Below are 24,373 nucleotides of genomic sequence, written 5' to 3'. Positions count from 1 at the left end.
TAAAAAACGGCTTGCCGGCGCCGGCACAGGATCGCTGCACCAAAAACACGGCTCAATCGCGCGCACCGTGTGTGGTGCGCCGCAACAACCGCGAGGGCGCGATTGTACCGCGACGGCGCCGGCGCCCCGCCGCGCGGGCGGCAAGCGGCGCAAGGCGCGCCCGCGCGCGGCAGAGCGACCACGCAGTGCGTTCGAACATGCAAGTGGGTGTCGTGGATGCGCAAGCGCGTGACAGCGCGTGCGCTCGCGGCTAGCGCTCAGGCGAGCGCGGCGAGCGCGGCGAGCGTCTCGCGGGTCGTATCGACGACGAGCAGGCCCGCGCGCAAGCCCGGCTTCACGCCCGGATTCGGAAACACGATGCGCTCCTCGTCGTGCTGCACCACGTAGCGGTAGGCACCGTCTTCCGCCAGCACCTCGCCGCGCGCGAACGGCGTGAAGTTCGGCACGTCGGCGGCCACGTTGAGCTTGAGGGCCGCGCTCTGCTTCGTGATCTGGCCGATCACCGTGAAGATGCGCGGCATCTGCGCGCCCTTCGGCAACGACAATTCCCCCGCCACGAGACGGCGCACGGCGGCATCGACGCCTGCGAAGCGAGCCAGGTCGTTCTGGCCGAACGGACGCACCTTGCCCAGTTCGAGCGTGCAGGCGAGCGCGCCACACGTCTCGGCCGTAAACGACGACAAGGTCGCGCCCTTCTCGGTGTGGATCAGCACGGCTGCGATGCGCGCGTCGGCGAGCCATTCGAGCATCGCGCGCGCGGGCGGCTCGCCGGTGTGCGGCAGCAGCGCGAACTGCTCGAACGCCGAAGCGCGGATCGCCGTATGCATGTCGAGGTGCCAGCGCGCGAAGGGCGCAGCGGCAGAACTCGCGGCCTTCGCGAAGAAACGCTGCGCCGCCGCTTCGAGCGCCACGGCGCGCGGCGCCTCGCGGCTCGCCGGCACACGCGCATGGCGGCCGCCGAACAGGCGGTTGAGATCGTCGTCGAGATAACGCTCGCCCGCGCGCATCGCGCCGGCATTGCCGAGCACCGCGAGCACGCGGCAGGCGAGCGGCGAGCGGCCCGCCGCGATGTCGGCCACGAGCTGCGAGAGCAGTTCGATCGGCGCCGTTTCGTCGCCGTGTACGCCTGCCGAAAGCAGCACGCTGCGCGTCGTCTCGTCGATGTGTGCCGGCTCCAGCTCCACCACGCCCTCGTCGAGCCATTGCCAGCGCACGCCGCCCGCGCATTCGCCACGCGCGGCTTGCGGCGTGGCCGGGCGCGAGCCCGCAAGCGTGTACGCGAGAAAATCCGCAAGCGGGGTATCAGCGCTGGAAGTCATAGAGCGATCCGAGGCCGAGAATCTGCGTGAGTTCGTCGAGCGCCGTGCGCGACTCGACGAGCAGCGCCGGATCGGTCAGGTCCTGCGGCGCGAGCCGGTCGCGATAGTGCCGCTCGATCCAGCCGTCGAGGCGCGTGAAGAGCGCGTCGTTCATCCACACGCCGGGCGCCGTCGCCGCGCGCTCTTGCGCGCTGAGCACCACGCGCAAACGCAGGCACGCCGGGCCGCCGCCGTTCTTCATGCTCTCGCGCAGGTCGAACACGAGCACTTCGTCCACCGGTCCGCTGCTCGCGACCAGTTCGTCGAGATAGATCGCCACGTGCGGATTCTCGCGGCACTCCTGCGGCACGACGAGAATCTGCGTGCCGTCCGCGCGGCTCAGCAACTGGCTGTTGAAGAGATAGGACGACACGGCGTCGCCTACACTCACGCGCGCCTCGGGCACTTCGATCACGTGGAACGGCGCGTCGTGCGCCGCGAGCTTCGTGCGCAGTTCGTCGTAGACCGCCTGCTGGTCGACGAACGCGCGCTCATGGCAAAACAGCGTGCTGCGGTTGCCCACAGCGATCACGTCGTTATGGAACACGCCTGCGTCGATCACGTCCGGATTCTGCTGCGCGAACACCGTGCCGGCATCGGTCAGGCCGTGGCGCTGCGCGATGGCGCGGCTCGCCTCGAACGTCTGCCGCGCCGGGAAGCGCTTGGGCTCCGGTCCGCGGCGGTATTCGCTGCGCCCGTACACGAAGAACTCCACGCCGCGCTTGCCGTACTGTGCGCTAAAACGCGTATGGTTGGCCGCGCCTTCGTCGCCGAGCGCGGGCGTGCCGGGCAGCGCCTCGTGCACGACGAAGTGCGACGGGTCCGCGAACACCGTGGAAAGCGTGCGGCGCGTGGACTCGTGCTCGATCGCCCGATGCAGCTTGCTGCACAGGTTCGCGGGCGTGAAGTGCACGCGCCGGTTGGGCGTATCCGCCGAAGGGCTCACCGTGGCCGCATTCGCGGTCCACATCGCCGACGCGGAGCTTGCCGCCGCGAGCAGTTCGGGCGCGTCCTTCGCGGCGCGCGCGATCGCTTCGGCATCCTTACCGCCGAAGCCCAGCTCGCGCAGCAGCCGCATGGACGGCCGCTCCTGCGGCGGCAGCACGCCTTGTGCGAAGCCGAGGTCGGCGAGCCGCTTCATCTTGCGCAAGCCCTGCTGCGCCGCGGCGCGCGGGTTCGCGACGGACTTCTCGTTACTCTGCGAGGCGACGTTGCCGAACGACAGCCCGGCGTAGTTGTGCGTAGGGCCGACGAGTCCGTCGAAGTTGGCTTCAAGGGTTTGCATCGTCGTTCCTTAGAAGTGAAGACCCGGCGAAACGCTCGCGGGCATCTGCAATTGCGCGCTTTCCACCGAGGCCATCGGGTAGGCGCAGTAGTCGGCGGCGTAGTACGCGCTCGGGCGGTGGTTGCCCGAGCGGCCCGCGCCGCCGAACGGCGCGCCGCTCGACGCACCGTTGGTCGGCCGGTTCCAGTTCACCACCCCCGCGCGGATCTCGCGCGTGAAGCGCTGCCACAGCGCTTCGTCGTCGGCGAGCAGACCCGCCGAGAGGCCGTACGCCGTATTGTTGGCCTGCGCGATGGCGTCGTCGAAACCCGCGTAGCGGGTCACCTGCGCGAGCGGCCCGAAGTGCTCCTCGTCGGGCAGATCGGCGACGCCTGTCACGTCGAGAATCGCGGGCGTCACGAAGCCGAGCGCCGGGTCGCGCTGTGTCATCGGCAGCAAGGCGCGTGCGCCGCGCTCGAGCAGTTGCGCCTGTGCACCCATCAGCCTGGCCGCCGCGCGCGCCGAAATCACGGCGCCCATGAAGGGCTGCGGCTCGGCGTCGTACTCACCCACCGTGATGCGCGAACTGACTTCGACGAAGCGCGCGAGGAAGCGCTCGCCGAATGCGTCAGCGGGTACGAGAATGCGGCGCGCGCACGTGCAGCGCTGCCCCGCCGAAAGAAAAGCCGACTGGATCGCGTGATGCACGGCGGCGTCGATATCGTCGACCGGCGCGACGACGAGCGGATTGTTGCCGCCCATCTCCAGCGCGAGCACGATCTCGGGCCGTCCGCCGAACTGGCGATGCAGCAGCGTGCCCGTATCCGAGCTGCCCGTGAAGAAGAGCCCGTCGATCTGTTTGTGATTCGCAAGCGCAATGCCGGTGTCGCGCTCGCCCTGCACGAGGTTGAGCACGCCTGCGGGCAAGCCGGCTTCGCGCCAGAGTTCGACCGTCACGCGTGCCACTTCCGGAGCAAGTTCCGATGGCTTGAACACGACGGCGTTGCCCGCGATCAGCGCCGGCACGATATGCCCGTTAGGCAAATGGCCCGGGAAGTTGTACGGCCCGAACACGGCGACGACGCCATGCGGGCGATGACGCAGCACCGCAACGCCATCGGCCATCGGCGCGCGTTTCTCGCCGGTGCGCTCGCCGTAAGCGGTGATCGAAATCGCAACCTTCGCGGCCATCGACGCCGCTTCGGTGCGCGCTTCCCAGAGCGGCTTGCCGGTCTCGCGGCCAATGGCCTGGGCGAGCGTTTCCCTTTTTTCGGTGACGAGCGCGGCGAAGCGCTGCATGATCTCGCAGCGCGCTTCGAGCGGCGTTTGCGCCCACGCGGCGAACGCGCGGCGCGCGGCGTTCACGGCGCGATCGACGTCGTCGGCGCTCGCGGCATTGCCGCTCCACACGGTCTCGCCCGTGCCGGGGTTGCGCGAAGCGAACGCGGGGCCCGAGGCCGCGCACCATTGTCCATCGATGTAAAGCTCGTTCATGGTCATCCCTGTTTCTGCTTTGTTGCGGGGCCGAGCACGCGCACCGGATCGCCCGCCGCGACGTTCAGCGCCGCCGCTTCCGTGGCGCCCAGCGTGAACACACCGTCGTGCACGACGCCCGGCGCGAAACCCACGCGAAAATCGCCGAGCGACGTATTGGATACCAGTGAGCGCACGCCCTCTTCGGCATGCGCCTCACCGATCTCGACCGGCACGACCACGCTGTCGCGCACCGTGCGCAAGTCGACGATATGGCATTCGAGCACCGGGCCCGCGTCGAAGATATCGACGTGGTTTTCATAACGCAGCCCCTCGGCTTCGAGCATGCGGCGCGCAGGAATCGTGTCGGCATGCGTGAGACCGACGCAAGCCTGTGCTTCCTCGGGCAGCAGCTCGACGTACACCGGGTAACGCGGCATCAGCTCCGCGAGGAACGACTTGCGCCCGTGCGAGCTGAGGTAATCGGCAGCGTTGAAGTCGATTTGATAGAAGTGCGAACCGACCGCGCGCCAGAACGGCGATGTGCCTTGCGCGTCGAAATGGCCGCGCAGTTCCGCGCACAGGCGCTCGGGAAAGCGCTCGCGAAACTGCGCGATGAACATGAAGCGCGAACGCGACAGCAGGCTGCCCACCCCGCCCGTGCGATAGCGCGGCGAAAGAAAGAGCGAGCACACCTCGGCGTAGCCCGTGAGATCGTGCGAGATATTGAGCGCGCGCATGCGCGTCCAGATGCCGAGCTCCTGGCTTGCGTGCACCACCGTGCTCACGCGGTAGTTGTAGAACGGCTGCTCCAGGCCCACGGCCGTCTCGATGCCGCAAACGCCGGCCACGTCGCCCGTGGCCGTGTCTTCCATCACGAAGAAGTAGCCGGCTTCGCGCGGCGCGGCTTCGCCTGCGAGCGTGCGCCGCGCGCGCTCGATGCGCGCCTTGAGCGCCTCGCGGTCGGGCTTGAAGGTGGTGAGGCCGGGCCCCGTTTCCTGGGCGAGCGCGACGAGCGCGTCCACGTCGCCCGTTTGCACGACGCGTACCACGATCATTGTGCATCTCCCATATAAGCATCCTCAGTTTGCGGGGTGGCGCGATACAGCGGCGCGCAGCGCACCGGCTCGCCGTCCTGCACGCCGAGCACGGCGCGCGCGCTCGCGTCGAGCGGCGCGATGATGCCCGCGCCCTTCTCGCTTTCGGGCAGCGTCGCGAGCACGCAGCGGAACTCGCCCGCGCGCTGGCTCGCGACCAGATACGCCGCGCCTTCCAGGTTCGTAGCGGCCGCCGCTTCACGCACCGTGCGCGTCTCGTTGCCGGCGACCGAGGCCGTGCGGTCCACCTGCGCGGTCAGCACCGGGCCCGCATCGAAAATATCGACGTAACGATCCGGCTCGAAGCCCTCTTCCAGATGGATCTCGTAAGCGAGCAAGGCGCTCGGATCGGGCTCGCCGAGCACACGCTGCGCCGGCTCCGGCAGCAGCGGCACATAGAGCGGATAAGCCGGCATGACCTCGGCGATGAAGGTGCGGCTGCGTCCGCCCGAGGCCAGTTCGATGTCCTTGAAGTCGCGCCCGAAGAACTTGCGCCCCACGGCTTCCCAAAAGGGCGAGGCGCCCGTCTCGTCGGTCACGCCGAGCAGCAGCGAGAACACTTCGGGCGTGAAGCGCCGGCGGTTCATCGCGACGTACATCATGCGTGCGCGCGACATGAGATGCGCGGCCGCGTCGCCGCGCAGCGTCGGCTCGATGTAGAAGCCCGCGAGGCGGCTCTTGCCCGTGAGTTCGTGCGACATCGTGAGCGCGTGAATCTTGCGGTTCACGTGCAGCTCGCGCGACGCATGAATGAGCGCGTCGTTGCGAAACGCGTAGAACGGCTCGGCGTAGCCGGCCGCCGCCACGATGCTCGAGGTGCCGACGAGCCGCCCGGTGGCGGTGTCTTCGAGCACGAACAGATAGAACTCCTCACCGGGGAAGTCCACGTCCGCGCGAAATGAATCCTCGGAAAGCGCGATGCGCGCTTCGAGCGCCGCGCGGTCGTGCGGCAGCGAATGCAGCACCGGCTGCGCGGTACGCGCCATGTGGGCGATCGCGTCGAGATCGGAAAGCCTGGCGGGGCGAACGAATAGCATCGTCGGTCCTGTGTGTGCGCTGGGTTGCGGCTGGGTTGCGACGGGTTGCGACTTAGCGTGCGCCGATCACATCTGCGCAGGCCTGCTCGAAGCGCGCAAAGCCTTCGTCGAGGTCCGCTTCGGGAATGATGAGCGAGGGCGCGAAGCGCAGCACGTCCGGCCCGGCAATCAGCATCATCACGCCGCGATTCGCGGCCGCCCCGTTGAAGTCCTTGGCGCGGCCCGCAAAGCGCGCATTCAGTTCGGCGCCGATCAAGAGCCCCTTGCCGCGCACTTCCTTGAACATGTCGAAACGCTCGTTGAGTTTCGCGAGCTTGCCGCGAATCGCTTCGCCGCGTGCACGCACGCCCGCCAGCAGCGCCGGATCGCTCACGAGCTCGACCACCTTGCCCGCGAGCGCGGCGCCCAGCGGATTGCCGCCATAGGTCGTGCCGTGCACTCCCACCTTGAAGTGGGCGGCAATCGCTTCGGTCGTAAGCATCGCGCCAATCGGGAAGCCGTTGCCGAGCGCCTTGGCCGTCGTGAGGATGTCGGGCGTGACGCCCGTCTCTTCGTAGGCATAGAAGTGGCCCGTGCGGCCCACGCCCGTTTGCACTTCGTCGAAAATCAACAGCGCGCCGTGCGCATCGCACGCCTCGCGCAGCGCGCGCAGGAACGCGGGATCGGCGGGAATCACACCGCCCTCGCCCTGCACCGGCTCGACGATCACGGCGCAGGTCTGCGCGCCGATGGCGCGCGTGGCCGCTTCGATGTCGTTGTACGGCAGATGCGTGATGCCGCCCGGCACGGGGCCAAAGCCTTCCGAATACTTGGGCTGGCCGCCCACGCTCACGGTGAAGAACGTGCGGCCGTGGAACGACTGCGTGAACGAGACGATCTCGAACTTGTCGGCGCCGTGCCGATCGAAGGCCACGCGGCGTGCGAGCTTGAGCGCCGCCTCATTGGCCTCCGCGCCCGAGTTCGCGAAAAACGCGCGGTCGGCGAACGTGAGCGCTTCGAGCTGGCGCGCGAGACGCAGCACCGGCTCGTTGGTGTAGCCGTTGCCGATGTGCCAGAGCTTGCTGCCTTGCTCCTGCAGCACGCGCAGCAGCTCCGGATGCGCGTGGCCGAGCGAGGTCACGGCAATGCCGCAGGCGAAGTCGATGTAATCGCGGCCCTCGGTATCCCACACGCGCGAGCCGACACCGCGATCCGGCACGAACGGCGCGGGCGAGAAACACGGCACCATCACTTCGTCGAAGGTCTTGCGGCTCACAGTCTGGTCGTTCATGGCGATTCCTCTATTACTCAGTGCGTGTCGAATTCGGGGTCGGTGTGCGTTCGGGCCGCGCCCTTTCGCTTAGTTGGCTTTGCATGAGACGGGACCAAGCGCTCAAGCGCCAGGTCCCGTCGACACCTGTGCAGTGTAGGCAAGCTCGCGGCAAACGTCTTGCGCAGGCGCGACGCGTTTTTTCGTACGGAACCTGCAAGTCCGCGCGTTTGCTGCGCCGCGGCCAGTTTCACTGGACTTCCGGGGGCTCCACGAGCGCGCCCGCGCGCGGCTCGGCGGCGGCTCCGCCGTGCTGGCGCTCGATCCAGTTGCGGCGATCCTCGCGCGGCGTCACGCCGAAACGCTCGCGATACGCATTCGAAAAATGCGCAGCCGACGAAAACCCGCACGCGAGACTGATCTGCACCACCGACTTGCTGGTGCGCTGCAACTGCGAGCGCGCCTTGGCAAGACGCAGGCCCAGGTAGTACTTCGACGGCATCGCGCCGAGGTACTGGCGAAAGAGCCGTTCGAGCTGACGACGCGACACACCCACGAGATTCGCGATCTCGTCGGTCGTGAGCGGGTCCTCGATATTCGCCTCCATCAGCTTGAGCGCGTCGTTCAGGCGCGGGTGCCGCTCGCCGGGCGCGGTCACGAACGGAATGCGCTGGCGCTCGTCGCCGCTGCGCAGCGTGCTCGCGCCCAGCGCGTCGGCGATGCGCTCGGCGAGTTCCGGGCCGTGGTCGCGGCCGATCATCGCGAGCATGAAGTCGAGCGTGGCCTGGCCGCCCGAGCAGGTCGCGCGGTCGCGGTCGATTTCGTAGATGTGCTGCGTGACGATGGTGCGCTCGAACTGCTCGGCGAACTGCTGGAAGGTTTCCCAGTTCGCGGCCACGCGGTAGCCCTGCAACTGCCCCGCCATCGCGAGCCACCAGATGCCATGGTGAATGCCCGTGACGAGCGGCGTGCGCTGCCCCACGCGCGCGAGACTCGCGAGAAAGAGCCGGTAGTCGGCGAACTGCTGGTAGCGCTCGGTCACGACGATGAGCCAGTCGGCCGAAACGGCGTCGCCGAACGCGCAGTCGGCGGGCCACTGCGCGCCGCCCGCGAGCGGCACAGGGCGGCCGTTCCATGAGCACATCTGCCAGCGGTACAGCGCGCGGCCGTCGATCTCGTTCGCGAGATTGAGCGCGTCGACGATCGGGCCCACGCCCGACATCGAAACCGGCGGGAGCGCGACGATCGCCACCTGGGTCGTGCGGCCGGCGCGCGCGAGCGGCGCCTGGCCCCCGGGCGCGGCGGCCGGAACTGAAGCGGGAGGAAGAGCGGCGGAACGGACCATCGGCAAGACGCGGCGCGAGACTGAACGCGCCGCTTACTTGAGACTGCCGGAGAGGAACTGACGCAAGCGATCGCTCTTCGGCGCGCCGAGCACATCGGCGGGCGCGCCCTCCTCCTCCGTGCGCCCCTGGTGCAGGAACATCACATGATTCGAGACGTTGCGCGCAAAGCCCATTTCGTGGGTGACGACGATCATCGTGCGGCCCTCTTCGGCGAGCTTTTGCATCACCTTGAGCACTTCGCCCACGAGTTCGGGGTCGAGCGCCGAAGTCGGTTCGTCGAACAGCATCACGTCGGGATGCATCGCGAGCGCGCGCGCAATCGCCACGCGCTGCTGCTGGCCGCCCGAAAGATGCGACGGATATTGCTTCTCCACGCGGGGCGCGAGGCCCACTTTCTCCAGATACTGCCGCGCGCGGTCCTCGGCTTCCTTGCGCGGCACGCCCAGCACGTGGATAGGCGCTTCCATCACGTTCTCGAGCACGTTCATGTGCGACCAGAGGTTGAAGTGCTGGAACACCATCGCGAGCTTGGTGCGGATGCGCTGCAACTGCTTGTGATCGGCCACGTCGAGGTCGCCGTTGCGGCCCGCCTTCGTGCGCACGGCCTCGCCGTCCACGACGATCTCGCCCGCGTTCGGCTTCTCGAGGAAATTGATGCAGCGCAGGAAGGTGCTCTTGCCCGAGCCGCTCGCGCCGATGATGCTGATCACGTCGCCCTTCTTCGCGTCGAGCGAGACGCCCTTGAGCACCTCGTTGTCGCCGTAGCGCTTGTGGATGTCGCGCGCGACGAGCTTGCTATCTGAGGATTGCGTCTGAGCCAAGATGGTCTCCAGTTTCCGGTGAATCAGCGGGTGCGCACGGCGAGATGGCCGAGCCAGCGTTTTTCGGCGCGGCGGAACGCGGCCACCAGCACGAACGATACCGCACAGTAGATCAGCGCCGCGAGGCCGAACGACTCGAACGAGCGGTAGGTGGCCGAGTTGGCGTCGCGCGCGACCTTGAGGATGTCGGGCACCGTCGCGGTGAAGGCCACCGTGGTCGCGTGCAGCATCAGGATCACTTCGTTACTGTACAGCGGCAGTGCGCGGCGCAGCGCCGAAGGCAGGATCACGCGCCAGTACATCGTGAACGGGCTCATGCCGTAGGCGCGAGCCGCTTCCACTTCGCCGTGGGTGGTCGCGCGAATCGCACCCGCGAAGATCTCCGTCGTGTACGCACAGGTGTTGAGCGCGAACGCGAGCACGGCGCAGTTCAGGCCGCTGCGAAAGAACGCGTCGAGCAGCGGCTCCGAACGGATGAATGCGAGACTGTACACGCCCGTGTAGATGAGCAGCAACTGCACGTAGAGCGGCGTGCCGCGAAACACGTAGGTGTAGAAGCGCACCGGCAGCGAGAGCCAGCGGCGGCTCGAGACGCGCGCCACGGCGAGCGGCACCGCGCACACGAACCCGAAGGCCACGGAGATCACGAGCAGCCACAGCGTCATCGCGAGGCCCGAGACATGCTCGCCGTCCCAGTAGAGGAACGCGCGGCCGAATTGCTGGATGATTTCGTTCATGACGGCCTTGTCCTCACAGTTGCGCGTGACGCACGCCCACCGAATAGCGGCGTTCGAGCCAGACGAGCGCGAAGTTCGAGAGCGTGGTGATCGCGAGGTAGATGAGCGCCGCGATCACGAGGAAGAAGAACAGGTTGAAGGTGCTGCGGCCCGCGTCCTGGGCGGCCTTCACGACATCGGCGAGACCGATGATCGACACGAGCGCCGTTGCCTTCACGAGCACCTGCCAGTTGTTGCCGATGCCGGGCAGCGCGAAACGCATCATCTGCGGGAAGAGGATGCGGGCGAACACGCGCGCGCCGCTCATGCCGTAGGCGTGCCCCGCTTCGAGCTGGCCGCGCGGCACCGCGAGAAACGCGCCGCGGAACGTTTCGGTGAAGTACGCGCCGTAAATGAAGCCGAGCGTGACGACGCCGGCCACGAACGGATCGATATCGATCTGCGCCATGCCGAGCGCGTCGGTGGCTTCGTTCACGCCGATCTGGATGCTGTAGAAGAGCAGCAGCATCAGCACGAGGTCGGGCACCGAGCGGATCAGCGTCGTGTAGGCGGTCGCCACGGCGGCGAGCGGCCGGTTGAACGAGAGCTTGGCCGCCGCGCCAGCCAGACCGAGCAGCACGGCCACGCCGAGCGAGAGGAGCGAAAGTTCGATGGTCTGGATCGTGCCGGCGAGCAGCACCGGGCCAAAGCCGTAAAGGATCACGCGCGTCTCCGGAACAAAGTTGTTTTGTCGTTTCGGGCGGCCTCGCGCGGCACGTGGGCGCCGCTGAAACCGATGAACTGGCGCGGATCGTCTCAGTGCAAAATGGATTGCTCAAACTCGTGCGGCGCGGATATTGCAGTGCAGCATTGCCGCGCGACGCGTCGGCGCGTGCGGATCAGGCCCGCACAGCCGCGGGCGCGATGCTTTTGAAAGGCGAAAAAAAATGCCCCGGCACGCGAGGCGCGCGGGGCATTTACGCAAGTTTGGGGTCGCTTTTTCGATAGGCGCGCGATGTGCGCACTGCGGCCCCGGCGGAGCTTATGCGGCGCGCGTTTGCGTGCCGCGTGCGCTGCCGGTACGGGCGTTCACGCCGAGCAGCTTTTCGGCGAGCGCGCCGAACAGCAGACCGATCGTCGTCCAGAGAATGAACTGCATGCCGATCGACACCGTGCGGAACTTCCACAGCAGCACGGCCGGGAACGCGGCGGGCACTTCGTTGATCGTCGGCAACGCGAGCTGGATCGCGCCGATCACGACGACGAACAGCACGAGCGCCACGACCGAAGCGTTCCAGAGGCCAAGGCGCGGCACGAACGCGGCGCGCACCTTGAGCGAGAACACCGACACGGCGATCGAGATCGCGATCATCAGGAAAAAGAGCCCGGTGCGATAGCCGATCGTCTCCGGGTCGCCGACCGAGGGCGGATTCGCCGGATACTTGATGTTCGGCACCAGGTAGATCGCGACGAACGCCGCGAGCGCGAGCCAGGCCGAGAGCGCGCGCGGCGAAAGACGCCCCACGCGACCATTGGCATACGCGAAGACGAGCGCAAAGAGTCCGCCGATCGACGCGCCATAGACCATCACGCCCGTGAAGAGACCGACGCTCGCCTGGGTCTTGCGGCTGACGATTTCGGGCTCGGGCGCTTCGCCCTTCGCGGCGTCGGCCTTCTCCTCGAAGGAGATCGCCTGATCGATTTGGGGCTCGCCCGCGATCTTCGCGAAGCCGAACGTGAGAAGTCCCGCGGCGATGCCTGCGAGCATGCCGCGCACCAGCAACTTGCCAACCATGGTCAGCTCCCGGTCAGTGGCAGGGGAAGCCGAGCAGATGGCGGCCGTCGTGAACGAACTCGTGGACGTACATGCCCGGGAAGATCGACGTGGCGCCCTGCTCGGCGCCCACGAAGTACAGGGCCAGCAGCAGCATCAGGCCGCCGAAGATCGCCCAGGGCAGGATGTCTCGCAGCGCAATGGGCGCCGGCGCGGCCGGGGCGTGCTGCAAGGGGAATGAGGTTTCGGACATGCTGACTTCTCCTGGGGTTACGCGCCCCGCTAGTCGTTGAAAGAGTGGTTCACGACGCGCAGGTCTGACTTCCGTTGCTTCGATGTTTTCGACGGCAAGCAGTTACAGTGGCGCGACCGCGCCGGACTTGCACCGGCTTCCGCGTGTCGTGGAGCCTGTATTCTACGCGCTGCGGCGGCCGGCCGCGGCCCGGATGTCAGCCAAAGAGTAGTGAAGCATAAGGAAAAGCATGTCGACGACAGTCTGGCTGGTGAGCCATGCGGCGAACGCTGCGCTGCGCTCGGGCACGTTCCCGCACGTGCCTGAAGTGCCTGTTGCGGGTGAAGACGCCGAAGCAGCGCTCGACGCGCGCGCACTCGAGGCGCTTGCCGCCTGGCGCGAGCGCTGGCACGCGGGGCTGGCCGGTGGTAATCGCAATGGCGAGGCGCCGCGCGCGCTCACGAGTCCCGCCGCGATCGCCTGCGCGAGCGCACGCGCGGCAGGCTTCGCCGGGGCAACGCCAGCTGAAGCGCTCGCCGAAGCCGCCTTCGGTGCATGGCAAGGCCAGCGCCTGACGGATCTCGCGCGTGAAGCGCCCGAGGCCCTTGCGGCCTGGACGCGCGATCCGGGCTTTCGGCCGCCAGGCGGCGGCGAATCGTTCGACGATGTCCGCACGCGCGTCGGCGCCTGGCTCGATGCGGTGCCCGACTCGGGGCACAACGTGGTCGCCTTCACGCACGCGAGCGTGATCCGGGCGGCGATTCTTCACGCGCTGGGCGCGCCGTCGGCGGGGTTTCGCTCGATCGAAATCGCGCCGCTTTCCGTGACGGCCCTACGCCGCACAGAGCACGGCTGGGTTTGGCTCGCGGCGTGAAGTGAGGACCGGAACGGCGCTACCGCCCTGCCCTCGCCGTCGCCGGCATTCTGGATCGGTAGCCAGAAGCGCTCTAGTCCAGCCCCAGCTGTGCCTTGATGGCCGGCATCATGTACTGCACGGCTGCGCGCCCTTCCTCGATGGCGGGCGCGGCGCGATGAAAGTCGAAAATCCCCATGCCGCCCAGGCGCGGCTGGATCAGCACGTCGGCGGGCTCGCCTGCCAGGCGGCTGCGCGTAATGCGCACCTGCATGATGTCGATGCTCTGGGCCACCGAACTCAACACGGAAGGCGCACGCGTGCTAGGCGGCGGCGCCACGCGCACGTCCGGACCGCCAGCCGCGCCGGGGCCTGCAGGCTGCAGCCAGCGCGGAAAGCGCTTGCCATTGCGGCGCAGGAGCGGTTCGGGCCCCGCTTCGCTGTTTTCGGCACCATTGGCGCCGCCGCTGGCCGCCACGGCGGCCGATGCCGCCGTGGCCGCGTCGCTCGCCTCCACGGGCAGCTCGCGCGGCATCGTGTCGATCGCACCGCCCAGGTCGCGGCCGTTGAGAATGTCGTGATTGAGGTCGATGGCGATCACGGTGTCGGCGCGCATCGCACGCGCGGCGGATACCGGCACGGGGTTGCTCAGTCCGCCATCCACGAGCCACACGCCGTCATGCCAGATCGGCGTGAAGATGCCGGGAATCGCGATCGAAGCGCGCACGGCGTCCACCACGCCGCCTTCGCGCAGCCAGACTTCGCGTCCCGTGTCGAGTTCGGTAGCAACCGCCGTGAACGGCAGCCTCAGGTCATCGATCGAGCGGCCGTTGAACTGGTGCGCAAACAGGTCGATCACTTTGCGCCCGCCGAGCAGCCCGCCCGAAAAACGCAAGTCGAGCAGGCGCACCACTGTCTGCCAGGTCAGCTTGCCTACCCAGTCTTCAAGCCAGTCGAGATCGCCGTTCGCGTACACCGCGCCGACGAGCGCGCCAATCGACGTACCGCATACCACGTCGGGCTTGATGCCCGCTTCCTCGAGCGCGCGAATCGCGCCGATATGCGCCCAGCCGCGCGCAGCGCCACCGCCGAGCACGAGTCCGACACGCTTGGGCCGTCGCCGGTTCATCATGCGCGCCTCCTTGCGTGGCCCTGGGTCGACTGAGTCAACGCAGTCAGCGACCGCGGATCACGTCCGAGCGCGAGGTCGTCGTGACCCGCCCGTCCGGTCCGAAATGCACATTGAAATACGCTTCGGGCGTCACGCCCCCTTCCAGCCACTTCCAGCTCCACACCGTCTCCTTCTTCAAGCGGTAGCCGGCCACTTGCCCGGGTTTACCGAGCAATCGCCGGACCTCGTCCTCACTCATGCCGACGCGGATCTTCGCGAAGTTTTCCGCAGTAAGCGCCTGAGTAATGGCCACGAGCCGCCCGTTCGGACCGATGTCGACCATCCAGGTCTTGAGGCCCTGCGGGCCGCGCGGATATTCGAGGCGGCGCGAGCCGTCGTCGAACACGCGCTCGGTCTCGGGCTTGCCCATTTGCTCGCGCACCTGCTCGAGCGTGGAAACGCCTGGCGTGAGGCCCTTGAGCAGCAGCGCGTCGGGCTTCACGGAATCGAAGAACGCCTTGAATCCCTGCCGGATGGTATCGAGCATGGCATCGAACTGGCGATCGTCGCAGCCGGAAAGCGTGAACGCCGCCGTGGCGGCGCACGCGAGCGCGAGCGAACGCGTGAGTGAAAACGTGGGCTTCATGTCCTTGCTAACGCATCAACATGGGCTTGCGTCTACGCGCGCCGATCCGGCGCGCATCGACATGCCCACAATGTACCGTCAATGGACCTGATCGTGCTGCGAGTCCCGCTTCGGGGTCGGCGCGCGTGCGGACACGCTCGCCGCGGCGGGCAGCGCGTCAGCAGTCTGCGCGGCCGCCTGCGCGCCGTGGCGCATGGTGCGACGCGTGCGAACGATTTCCGCAGCCTGCCACGAGAGCAGCGCGAGCACGCCGAACACCACTTCGCGCATGCGCTTGACGAGCGCGAGCGAGAACGCCACGTCCTGGCTCACGCCAAACAGCTGCGCGAGCAGCACCACGGCGACTTCCTGCACGCCGAGCCCGGCGGGCACCATGAAGGCGGCATGACGCACGGCCTGGGTGATGGCTTCGATGGCGAGTGCATCGCCCACCGTCACCGGATGGCCGAGCAGCGCGAGCGCCCACCAAGTCTCGAACGCGCCGAGCATGTAGCCGGCGAGCTGCCAGAAGAAAGCGCGAAACATGAGGCCCGTGCGCGACATCAGCGCGTCGAGATCGGCGTCGAGCTGCTTGCCGTCGATGCCGAGCATGAGCGGATTGTCGGCGCCGAGCAGCTTCGCGGCCCAGCGTTCGATCGCATGGAAAACGCCGCCGCGACGCACCAGCAACACGGCGAGCACGGGCAGCGGCGCCGTGAGCACGAGCGCCAGTGCGATCGTGGCGATGGTGCGCAGCGAGCCGCCGGCGCCGGTCGCCGCAACGATCAGCACGACGCCGAGCGCCGAGAACGCGTATTGCACGGCAATCGTCACGAACACCTCGACGATCACCGAAGCCGTGACCTCGCTCGCATTGCGCACCTTCCAGCGCGCGAGACGAATGCCGACGAGTTCGCCGCCCACGCCGACCACGGGCAGCAGCCGGTTCACTGCCTCGCGTACGGTCGCGGTCCACCAGAGGAAGCTCAGCGGTGCGCGCTTGTCGAGCAGGAGGCGCCACGCATGCGCGTCGAGCAGGAGCGGCAGCGCGTGGAACGGCACGAGCCAGAGCAGCATGGGGCCTGCGGTGCCGATCACGCGCAGCACATCGTGCGCGCCGTTATGGACGACGAGACCGATCAGGATGGCGATCCCGGCGGGCAAGCCCAGCCATTGCAGCCACTTCATGACACCTGCACCTCGGGGCCGCGCGACGCAGCGGGATCGGAGCCCGAAGCCGCGCCGAAAAACACGTCGGTGAAGCCGCCCCGGCGCACGCCCGCTTGCGCGAGCGCTGCAGCCACGCGAGGCGAAATGAGCGCGCCGAATTCGTCGGCGTGGCGATACGTCTGCATCGACGGCGTGATGGGCCCTTCGTGCGCATCATCGGCGAGCGCCGGGTGGCAGTAGATCTCGCCTACGCCCTGCGCGGGCAGATGCGCGAGCGCGTCGAGCACGGCGGCCTCGTCCATTGCGCCCGTCTTCGCGATGCCGACCACGTAGTCGTTGTGCGCGACGCCCGCACGCGCGAGCCGCGCGCGCACGAGCGCGAGCCAGGGCTTGAGCGCGAACGGCGCGCCCGCCTCGAGCGGCAAACGCATCGCGCGCAAACCATAGTCGCGGCCGATCTCGAGAATCAACGCGAGCACCGTGGGATGCAGATGAAAATGCTTGTGCGTGTTCACGTGATCGAGCGCGAGCCCGGTCGCCGCGAACGCTTCGAACTGCGCGCGGATCTCCTTCGCGAGCTGCCTGCGCACGTGCGGCAGGAAGAAGAAGCGCACGCCGTCGCGGACCATGTTGTCGCCGAAACGCCCTTGCGCGTCGACGAGTGCGGGAATCTGCGCGCGCGGCAGCATGGCCGCACCGTCCGCCAGCACCAGATGCAGCCCGACGCGCAAACCCGGCGTGCGGCGCGCCCGTGCCACGGCGTCCGCCGCGGCGGGCGCGGCCACCATCAGGCTCGCGCAGTCGAGCACGCCCTCGCGATGCGCGCGCTCCACCGCCGCATTGACCCGCTCGTGCAGGCCGAAGTCGTCGGCGGTGAAGATGAGCGCGCGCGCATCGTGAGACGAGCGGTCCATCATGCCTCGTGTGCGCGCAGGAAGCGGAAGAACTCCACGCCTTCGCGCAGACGCCGCTTCATCATGTCCCAGCTCGTGAGCATCTCGCGCACGATCTCCCAGATCTTCGACGGCCGGAAATAGAACTGGCGATAGAACTGTTCGAGGTGGTGATAGATCTCGTCGCGCGACAGATGTGAATAGCCGATCGCCGCCAGTTGCACGCCTTCCTTGCTCACCAGGTTGATGGTCTTGTTCTCTTCCATCCAGCCGTTTTCCACGGCCTGCTTGTACAGCGTCGTGCCCGGATAGGGCGCCGCCAGCGACACCTGAATCGTATGCGGATTGATTTCCTTCGCGTACTCGATCGTCTTCTTGATCGTGTCCTGCGTCTCGCCCGGCAGCCCCAGAATGAAGGTGCCGTGCACCTTGATGCCGAGCGTCTTGCAGTCGGCGCTGAAGCGGCGCGCGAAGTCCGTGCGCACGCCCTTCTTGATGTTCACGAGAATCTGGTCATCGCCCGATTCGAAGCCCACGAGCAACAGACGCAGGCCGTTTTCCTTCATGATCTTGAGCGTCTTGTACGGCACGTTCGCCTTCGCGTTGCACGACCACGTCATGCCGAGCTTGCCCAGACCGATGGCGATCGCTTCGGCGCGCGGCAGGTCGTCGGTGAAGGTGTCGTCGTCGAACATGAGCTCCTTGACTTCCGGCATGTTCTCGCGGATCCACTTCGCTTCCTCGAGCACGTTCTCGACCGAACGCGTGCGGTAGACGTGGCCGCTCACGGTCTGCGGCCACAGGCAGAACGTGCAGCGCGACTTGCAGCCCCGGCCCGTGTAGATCGACACGTACGGGTAGTTCAGGTAGCCGATGAAGTAATTCTCGATCTTCAGGTCGCGCTTGTAGATCGGCGCGACGAACGGCAGCGAGTCCATGTCTTCCAGCACCGGACGCCCCGGGTTGTGCTCGATCGAGCCGTCCTTCGCGCGCCACGAAATGCCCTTGACCTCGGCCAGCGGCATGCCTTCGGCGATTTCCTTGCAGGTGAAGTCGAATTCCTCGCGGCAGACGAAATCGATCGCCTCGCTCGCCGTGAGCGAATTGTGCGGATCGACCTGCACCTTCGCGCCCACCAGACCGATGACGATCGACGGCTTGCGCTTCTTGAGGTCTTCGCAGAAGAGCGCGTCGGTCGGGAACGACGGCGTGCTCGTGTGGATGATGACGAGGTCGTATGCGGCTGCAATCTTCAGCGTTTCTTCCACGCCCAGACCGTCGGCCGGTGCGTCGAGCACGCGGCTGTCGGGCACGAGGGCCGCGGGCTGCGCGAGCCAGGTGGGATACCAGAACGAGCGGATCTCGCGCTTTGCCTGGTAGCGCGAGCCCGCGCCACCGTCGAAGCCGTCATACGACGGGGCCTGCAGAAACAGCGTTTTCATGCGATGAGTGCTCCGGGTACCCGTACTGTGCCGGGTGATGATTGAGGTGACAATTCGGTAAAAAAGCGCGCTACCACAGCGCGGTATCAAAGCGACGCCTCAGCGAGCGTCCGATCCTTCGACGGCAGGCCGCCGCGTGCTCGCGGGCCTGGCCATGGCGGAAGGCGCTGCGGCCTCGGGATTGGCGACGCTCACGCGCACCCCGCGCCAGATCACATGCGAGCCGAACGCGGCGGAAAGCCACTGCAGCGCCAGCAGCACGTCGCGCAGCGGCACGAGCGGCAAATCGCGCCAGAACCCTCGCCAGCTTCCGCTCGCTCGCGCGTGCAGTATCAAACGCGCAATGATACCCGCCATCGTGGCCGTGGCGAGTCCGGCCAGCGCCGCGCGCGTCGTCGCGCACGCGCCGATGCCCGCGCCGGCCGCGAGCAGGCCGTAGAACAGCGCGCCCAGCACGAGCCACGGCGTGGGAAACGTGATGAACAGCGAAGCGAAGCCCGCCGGATTCACCGAGCGGATGGTGCGCAGCCAGCGCGTCTCGCGCAGCCAGAGCGAGCCGAAGGTCGGCTCGATCACGTCGGTGGCGACCACCACTGGCGCCAGCACCGTGGCGAGGCCGTGATCGCGCGCATAGCGGGCGAGCAGGTAGTCGTCGGCGAGGCAGTCCTTGAGCGCAGCGAAACCGCCGATGCGCTCGAGCGTCGTACGGGAAAGCGCGAGCGTCGCGCCAAAACCGAACGCGCGCGAGCCCGTGGAATGCGCCACGCGCACCGAAGGCGCGAACCACTCGTTGATGAAGAGCGCACCCACGCGGGGCCAGAAACCGCCGATGCTGCGGGCGCTGTAGAGACAGGTCACGACGCCCACGTCCGGGTCGGCGAGCGGCGCGGTGACGATCTCCAGATAGTCGGGCTCGACGGCGATATCGCTGTCGGCCACGACGATCGCGTCGTAGCGCGCGCGCGCCGCCAGATTGATGAGGTTGCTCACCTTGAGATTACTGCCGTGCACACGCGGGTCGATCACGAGTTCGATGTCGTGGCCGGGATACGCCGCCTGCAACCGGCGCACCACGGCAATGGCCGGGTCCGCCGGCGACGACACGCCGAACAGCAACTGAAAACGCGGATGCCGCTGCTCGCAGAAGGTCGCGAGATTCTCGTAGAGGCGTGGCTCGGCGCCGCACAAGGGCTTGAGCACGCTCACAGGCTGCGGTTGCGCCCGGCGCGCACGACGCGCGGCTTCGCGCACGAGCGCGGCCGAACCGAGGCGCGGCATCGTCAGCGCGGCAACGAGGCCGTAGAAAGCGGCCACGCCGCACAGCACGACCACGACCCAGACGAGCACGGGCCAGGCCGCCGGGATGGCGAAAACCTGCGCCACCGTCATGACGCGCCGCCTTGCCGGGTCACGTGGGCCAAGCCGCGCTCGCCGCGGGCTGCGCGCAAGGGGAGAAGCTCCTGCGGTGCCCCGACCGGAATTCGCGTTTCACCACGTACCATTTCCCTGCCCTGAAAATCCAGAAATAAGCCGCGCATCTTAGCCGCATTACGTATTTGAAGCGGGAAACCAGACAATGGATGCCGGTTTGCAGGATGCGAGGCAATTGAACAAACAACGAAGGGAGATAAACCATCGTATGAAACATTGGACATGGTCGATCCCCGATTCGACGCCGAAAATTGTATCAGCAAGCTCCGTCAGTTGCTTCCGACGGACGCGGGAAAATGCGTTGCCAAAGTTGTAAAAGCGTAACTATTTCAGCGATTAAACGGCTGCCTTCCAGCGCTTTTCCGACCCGAAAAAATTCGGTAAGCATCTAGAAATGGTTCTTTAATAATTCTGAATTGAAAGCGCGGCTTTTGCATTGAAACAGGAGTAGTTCTCGTTAATATTCAAATTGACTGGGCGTAAAGGCAATCAGCCATTTCTGAACCCACGCCGCCTGCATGGGTTCCCGAAGGCCGCCAGCACGAACGAAAGTGGTTTGGCACAATGGCCGCACCTTGCGACTGCCTTGCGGCCTCGCGTCGGGCACCCGGCGCACAGCACGCGCGTCGCGCCCCTCATACAGGCCCCACGCTAGCCCATGACCCTCTTCTCCGTACTCGACCTCTCGCCCATCCCGGCAGGCTCCCATGCCGGCGCCGCGCTGCACAACACCCTCGATCTCGCCCGGCACGCCGAGCGCCTCGGCTACCACCGCTTCTGGCTGGCCGAACATCACAACATGACGGGTATCGCCAGCGCGGCGACTTCAGTGGTGATCGGCTACGTGGCGGGCGGCACGCAGACCATCCGCGTGGGCTCGGGCGGGATCATGCTGCCAAACCACGCGCCGCTCGTGATTGCCGAGCAGTTCGGCACGCTCGAAGCGCTCTACCCCGGCCGCATCGACCTCGGCCTCGGGCGCGCGCCCGGCACCGACCAGACCACGGCGCGCGCGTTGCGCCGCGACCTGCAGGGCAGCGCCGACAGCTTCCCCGACGACGTGGCCGAACTGCAGCGCTATTTCGCGGCGCCCGTCGAAGGCCAGCGCGTGCGCGCCGTGCCCGGCGCTGGGTTGAACGTGCCGCTCTATATCCTCGGCTCGAGCCTCTATGGCGCCCAGCTCGCGGCGGCCATGGGTCTGCCGTTCGCGTTCGCCTCGCACTTCGCGCCCGACCATCTGCTCACGGCACTGCGTCTGTACCGCTCGCAGTTCCGTCCGTCGGCGGTGCTCGCCAAACCCCATGCGATGGTCGGCGTGAACGTGTTCGGCGCGCCCACCAACGAAGAAGCGCGCTTTCTCTTCACCTCGCTGCAACAGCAGTTCGTGAATCTGCGGCGCGGTACGCCGGGGCAGTTGCCGCCGCCGGTCGAGCAGATCGCGGCAAACGAGTTCGAACTCGCCGGCGTGTCGCACTCGCTCGCCTGCTCCGTGGTGGGCGACCAGGAAACCGTGCGCGCGGGCCTCGCCTCGGTGATCGGGCAGACCGGCGCGGACGAGCTCATCGTCACCGCGCAGATCTACGACCACGCGGCGCGTCTGCGTTCGTTCGAGATGGCGGCGCAGGCGCGCGATGAATTGAAGGAAGCCGCCGCGGGACGGTAACCGCGCCCGCGTGCGAACGCCCCCTTAGTGCGAGGCGTTCAACGCGTCGAGGCCTTTGAGCAGCGCGGCATGAAACGCCCGCGGATCCTGCATCTGCGGCGCGTGCCCGAGATCGGCGAACTCCACCAGCGTCGCGTGGGGAATGGCGCGCTGCGCGGCTTTGGCCAGCACCGGATAGTGCCCGAGCTGCGCACGCACCTCGGGCGGCGCGAGATCCTTGCCGATGGCGGTCGTGTCCTTGTCGCCGATGAGCAGGAGCGTCGGCATCTGCAACTGCCCGAACTCAGAGATCACCGGCTGCGTGTAGATCATGTCGTAAAGCAGCGCGGAGTCCCACGCCACTTGCGTCTTGCCCGGCCCGCGATACATGCCCGCCAGCATCTGCACCCACGGCTCGTAGGCCGGCCGCCACTGGCCCGCGTAATAGGTGGCCTGCTCGTAGCGGCGAATACCGTCAGCGCTCGTCTTGAGCTCGCGCGCGTACCAGTCGTCGACCGAAATCGACGGCACGCCCTTGGCCTTCCAGTCTTCCAGCCCGATCGGGTTCACGAGCACGAGCTGCTCCGTTTCGCCCGGATACATGAGCGCGTAGCGCACCGCCAGCATGCCGCCCGTCGAATGGCCGACGATCGTCGCATCGTGCACGCCGAGCGCCGCGAGCAGCGCATGCGTGTTGCGCGCGAGCTGCTGAAAGCTGAACTGATACGAGGCGGGCTTGCTGGATTTGCAAAAGCCGATCTGGTCCGGCGCGATCACGCGGTAGCCCGTGGCGTGCAACTCGCGGATGGTGGCGTCCCACGTCGCCGAGCAAAAGTTCTTGCCGTGCAGCAGGACCACGGTGCGTCCGTTCGGTTTCGCGGGCTGCACGTCCATGTACGCCATGTGCAGCGTCTGGCCCTGCGAAACGAACGCAAAGTCATGCACGGGATGCGGATACTCGAAGCCCTGCAGCTCGGCACCATACGCGGGGCCGTCGGGCGTCTCGATCGCGGCTTGCGGTGACGACGCCGCCAACGGCATGACCCCGGTCGCCTCGGGGTCGGCAGCGAGGGCGACGTGACAGAGTGCGGCCGCACTCAGCGCGGCAACGAAGGGAGCGAAGGCAGCAAAGCGGGCAAGCGTGTGGTTCAGGATGGCTCTCATCGACGGGAGATCGGGCGAAAGGTCGGACAGAAGAACAGGACGGCGAGATGGCGCCGGTACAGCCAGCGATTCTAGCGGCCCCGCCCCGCTCATGCCGGCTTTCTCGTCCAGCGCGTCTGTAGGGCATGCGGTTTGCTGCTCATCAGCGCCTCGCACGACTGCGGCGCGCATCTCCGGCACCGGGCACCGGCAATTCGCGCTACGCTGCATTCGGTGCTAGAACAGTCAATACAGGACGCACGAGACGTCCGCGACGCGAGAGACGCACGCGTGTTGCACCGCGAAACGCGCCGCATCAGGGACGCGACAAGCACGCGAAAGAAGGACCGCACCGGCCCGGGCACGACGAGGCGGGCCGCGGCGGCCGTACCGGGGGGCACAACAAGGAGACGACCATGGAAACCCCGGCAAGCCTCAACGATCTGCAACGCACCACCCTCGCCATCGTGCTCGCTGGCGGCCGCGGCACGCGCCTCGGGCCGCTCACCAACAAGCGCGTGAAGCCGGCCGTGTACTTCGGCGGCAAGTACCGCATCATCGATTTCGCCCTCTCGAACTGCCTGAATTCGGGCATCCGCCGCATTGCGGTCGTCACGCAGTACAAGGCGCACTCGCTCTTGCGCCACCTGCAGCGCGGCTGGGGCTTCCTGCGCGGCGAATTCAACGAGTTCCTCGATCTGTGGCCCGCGCAGCAGCGTGTGGAAGGCGCGCACTGGTATCGGGGCACCGCCGACGCCGTCTACCAGAACATCGACATCATCCGCTCGATCAGACCGAAATACGTGGTGGTGCTGGCCGGCGACCACATCTACAAGATGGACTACACGCGCATGATCGCCGACCATGCCGCAAGCGGCGCCGACTGTACGGTGGGCTGCATCGAAGTGCCGCGCATGGAAGCGCGCGCGTTCGGCGTGATGGCCGTGGATGAGTCGCGCCGCGTGACCGGCTTCGTCGAAAAGCCCGAGGATCCGCCCGCCATGCCAGGCCGCCCCGACATCGCGCTCGCGAGCATGGGCATCTATGTGTTCGACACGAACTATCTCGTCAAACTGCTCGAAGAGAACATCGCGCGCTCGGCCACCGACCACGACTTCGGCAAGGACATCATTCCGCGCGTGGTGAGCGACGGCCATGCGATCGCACATCCGTTCAGCATGTCCTGCGTGTCGTCGGACCCGGCCGCCGAACCCTACTGGCGCGACGTGGGCACGGTCGACGCCTACTGGTCCGCCAACCTCGACCTCGCCTCGACCATCCCCGCGCTCGATCTCTACGACCGCAACTGGCCGATCTGGACCTACCAGGAACAGTTGCCGCCCGCCAAGTTCGTGCGCGACCTCAACGGCCTGCAGGGCTCGGGCACCAACCTGATCGTGTGTGGCGGCAGTGTGATCTCGGGTTCGCAGATCTCGCGCTCGGTGCTCTCGTCGAATGTCGTCGTGCAGTCGTTCTGCAACATTGCCGAGGCAGTCTTGTTGCCACAGGTGACGGTGGGCACGAGTTGCCGGCTGCGCAAGGTCGTCGTGGACCGCGGCTGCACGGTTCCCAACGGCACCGTGATCGGCGAAGACGCTGCGAGCGACGCCGAGCGGTTTTATCGCACCGAGAGCGGCGTCGTGCTGGTCACGAGCGAGGCGCTGGCGAAACTGCCTGGCTAGTCCATGCGCCCCGC

23 protein-coding genes and 1 riboswitch are annotated in these 24,373 nt (G+C 67.2%); of the genes, 3 read left to right on the top strand and 20 right to left on the bottom strand.

Features of this window, described 5'->3' with window-relative positions; all coding sequences use genetic code 11:
- Positions 1 to 257: 257 nt before the first annotated feature.
- From astE to AB3X99_RS03460, 12 genes are all read right to left on the bottom strand, one after another.
- Positions 258 to 1,319: a succinylglutamate desuccinylase gene (astE, locus tag AB3X99_RS03515; RefSeq protein WP_368616123.1), complete on the bottom strand. Its 1,062-nt coding sequence runs from the start codon at positions 1,317 to 1,319 to the stop codon at positions 258 to 260.
- Positions 1,303 to 2,643 carry an N-succinylarginine dihydrolase gene (astB, locus tag AB3X99_RS03510; RefSeq protein ID WP_368616122.1) on the bottom strand — a complete coding sequence of 447 codons (1,341 nt, stop codon included), beginning with the start codon at positions 2,641 to 2,643 and terminating at the stop codon, positions 1,303 to 1,305. Before astB ends, astE begins: the two co-directional genes overlap by 17 nt.
- A 9-nt stretch (positions 2,644 to 2,652) precedes the next feature.
- On the bottom strand, positions 2,653 to 4,116 hold the full coding sequence (gene astD / locus AB3X99_RS03505; RefSeq protein WP_368616121.1) for a succinylglutamate-semialdehyde dehydrogenase: 1,464 nt from the start codon (positions 4,114 to 4,116) through the stop codon (positions 2,653 to 2,655).
- 2 nt (positions 4,117 to 4,118) lie between these two features.
- Positions 4,119 to 5,153, bottom strand: coding sequence for an arginine N-succinyltransferase (astA, locus tag AB3X99_RS03500; RefSeq protein ID WP_368606961.1), 1,035 nt, complete (start codon positions 5,151 to 5,153; stop codon positions 4,119 to 4,121).
- Entirely contained in the window at positions 5,150 to 6,229 is a 1,080-nt protein-coding gene (gene aruF, locus AB3X99_RS03495) for an arginine/ornithine succinyltransferase subunit alpha (protein WP_368616120.1), read from the bottom strand. Before aruF ends, astA begins: the two co-directional genes overlap by 4 nt.
- A 52-nt stretch (positions 6,230 to 6,281) precedes the next feature.
- The gene (locus AB3X99_RS03490) at positions 6,282 to 7,499 is read right to left on the bottom strand and encodes an aspartate aminotransferase family protein (RefSeq protein WP_342945573.1); all 1,218 of its coding nucleotides are present in this window, start codon (positions 7,497 to 7,499) and stop codon (positions 6,282 to 6,284) included.
- 229 nt (positions 7,500 to 7,728) lie between these two features.
- A complete protein-coding gene (locus tag AB3X99_RS03485; RefSeq protein ID WP_368606966.1) occupies positions 7,729 to 8,700 on the bottom strand; it encodes a GlxA family transcriptional regulator in 972 nt (323 codons plus the stop codon).
- A gap of 156 nt (positions 8,701 to 8,856) precedes the next feature.
- On the bottom strand, positions 8,857 to 9,645 hold the full coding sequence (locus tag AB3X99_RS03480) for an ABC transporter ATP-binding protein (RefSeq protein WP_141710848.1): 789 nt from the start codon (positions 9,643 to 9,645) through the stop codon (positions 8,857 to 8,859).
- Positions 9,646 to 9,668: 23 nt separating this feature from the next.
- Positions 9,669 to 10,382, bottom strand: a complete 714-nt coding sequence (locus AB3X99_RS03475; RefSeq protein ID WP_069267915.1) for an ABC transporter permease — start codon at positions 10,380 to 10,382, stop codon at positions 9,669 to 9,671.
- A 13-nt stretch (positions 10,383 to 10,395) separates the two neighbouring features.
- A complete protein-coding gene (locus tag AB3X99_RS03470; RefSeq protein ID WP_028204762.1) occupies positions 10,396 to 11,085 on the bottom strand; it encodes an ABC transporter permease in 690 nt (229 codons plus the stop codon).
- A 318-nt stretch (positions 11,086 to 11,403) separates the two neighbouring features.
- Positions 11,404 to 12,156, bottom strand: a complete 753-nt coding sequence (locus AB3X99_RS03465) for a CbtA family protein (protein ID WP_368616119.1) — start codon at positions 12,154 to 12,156, stop codon at positions 11,404 to 11,406.
- A gap of 13 nt (positions 12,157 to 12,169) precedes the next feature.
- Positions 12,170 to 12,388, bottom strand: a complete 219-nt coding sequence (locus tag AB3X99_RS03460; protein ID WP_069267918.1) for a CbtB domain-containing protein — start codon at positions 12,386 to 12,388, stop codon at positions 12,170 to 12,172.
- 39 nt (positions 12,389 to 12,427) lie between these two features.
- Positions 12,428 to 12,573, bottom strand: a riboswitch (cobalamin riboswitch).
- A gap of 44 nt (positions 12,574 to 12,617) precedes the next feature.
- Between AB3X99_RS03460 and AB3X99_RS03455 the strand changes: the two genes are divergently transcribed.
- A complete protein-coding gene (locus AB3X99_RS03455; RefSeq protein ID WP_368616118.1) occupies positions 12,618 to 13,241 on the top strand; it encodes a histidine phosphatase family protein in 624 nt (207 codons plus the stop codon).
- A gap of 73 nt (positions 13,242 to 13,314) precedes the next feature.
- On the opposite strand, the gene AB3X99_RS03450 is transcribed toward AB3X99_RS03455, so the two are convergent.
- The 7 genes from AB3X99_RS03450 to AB3X99_RS03420 form a co-directional block, all read right to left on the bottom strand.
- Positions 13,315 to 14,352 carry a patatin-like phospholipase family protein gene (locus AB3X99_RS03450; RefSeq protein WP_069267920.1) on the bottom strand — a complete coding sequence of 346 codons (1,038 nt, stop codon included), beginning with the start codon at positions 14,350 to 14,352 and terminating at the stop codon, positions 13,315 to 13,317.
- 43 nt (positions 14,353 to 14,395) lie between these two features.
- Positions 14,396 to 14,977, bottom strand: coding sequence for a hypothetical protein (locus AB3X99_RS03445; RefSeq protein ID WP_028204757.1), 582 nt, complete (start codon positions 14,975 to 14,977; stop codon positions 14,396 to 14,398).
- Between the two features lie 78 nt (positions 14,978 to 15,055).
- Positions 15,056 to 16,144 (bottom strand): lysylphosphatidylglycerol synthase domain-containing protein, encoded by a 1,089-nt coding sequence (locus tag AB3X99_RS03440; protein WP_368616117.1) that lies wholly within the window; start codon positions 16,142 to 16,144, stop codon positions 15,056 to 15,058.
- Positions 16,141 to 17,040, bottom strand: coding sequence for a hopanoid biosynthesis-associated protein HpnK (gene hpnK / locus AB3X99_RS03435; protein WP_069267922.1), 900 nt, complete (start codon positions 17,038 to 17,040; stop codon positions 16,141 to 16,143). The genes AB3X99_RS03440 and hpnK overlap by 4 nt, the downstream gene beginning before the upstream one ends.
- Positions 17,040 to 18,461, bottom strand: a complete 1,422-nt coding sequence (hpnJ, locus tag AB3X99_RS03430; RefSeq protein WP_342945568.1) for a hopanoid biosynthesis associated radical SAM protein HpnJ — start codon at positions 18,459 to 18,461, stop codon at positions 17,040 to 17,042. Before hpnJ ends, hpnK begins: the two co-directional genes overlap by 1 nt.
- A 99-nt stretch (positions 18,462 to 18,560) precedes the next feature.
- Positions 18,561 to 19,850: a bacteriohopanetetrol glucosamine biosynthesis glycosyltransferase HpnI gene (gene hpnI, locus AB3X99_RS03425; RefSeq protein ID WP_069269339.1), complete on the bottom strand. Its 1,290-nt coding sequence runs from the start codon at positions 19,848 to 19,850 to the stop codon at positions 18,561 to 18,563.
- A complete protein-coding gene (locus AB3X99_RS03420) occupies positions 19,847 to 20,116 on the bottom strand; it encodes a hypothetical protein (RefSeq protein WP_342945566.1) in 270 nt (89 codons plus the stop codon). The genes hpnI and AB3X99_RS03420 overlap by 4 nt, the downstream gene beginning before the upstream one ends.
- A 434-nt stretch (positions 20,117 to 20,550) precedes the next feature.
- Between AB3X99_RS03420 and AB3X99_RS03415 the strand changes: the two genes are divergently transcribed.
- Positions 20,551 to 21,555, top strand: coding sequence for an LLM class flavin-dependent oxidoreductase (locus AB3X99_RS03415; protein WP_368616116.1), 1,005 nt, complete (start codon positions 20,551 to 20,553; stop codon positions 21,553 to 21,555).
- A gap of 24 nt (positions 21,556 to 21,579) precedes the next feature.
- Here AB3X99_RS03415 and AB3X99_RS03410 read toward each other — a convergent pair whose 3' ends face one another.
- Positions 21,580 to 22,575 carry an alpha/beta fold hydrolase gene (locus AB3X99_RS03410; protein ID WP_368616261.1) on the bottom strand — a complete coding sequence of 332 codons (996 nt, stop codon included), beginning with the start codon at positions 22,573 to 22,575 and terminating at the stop codon, positions 21,580 to 21,582.
- Between the two features lie 518 nt (positions 22,576 to 23,093).
- On the opposite strand from AB3X99_RS03410, the gene glgC reads away from it, so the two are divergent.
- On the top strand, positions 23,094 to 24,359 hold the full coding sequence (gene glgC, locus AB3X99_RS03405) for a glucose-1-phosphate adenylyltransferase (RefSeq protein WP_069269342.1): 1,266 nt from the start codon (positions 23,094 to 23,096) through the stop codon (positions 24,357 to 24,359).
- Positions 24,360 to 24,373: the final 14 nt, after the last annotated feature.

The organism is Paraburkholderia sp. BR10882, assembly GCF_040948855.1.
In the GTDB taxonomy this organism is placed as follows: domain Bacteria; phylum Pseudomonadota; class Gammaproteobacteria; order Burkholderiales; family Burkholderiaceae; genus Paraburkholderia; species Paraburkholderia nodosa_A.
This window is presented reverse-complemented; position numbering and strand designations above follow the sequence as displayed.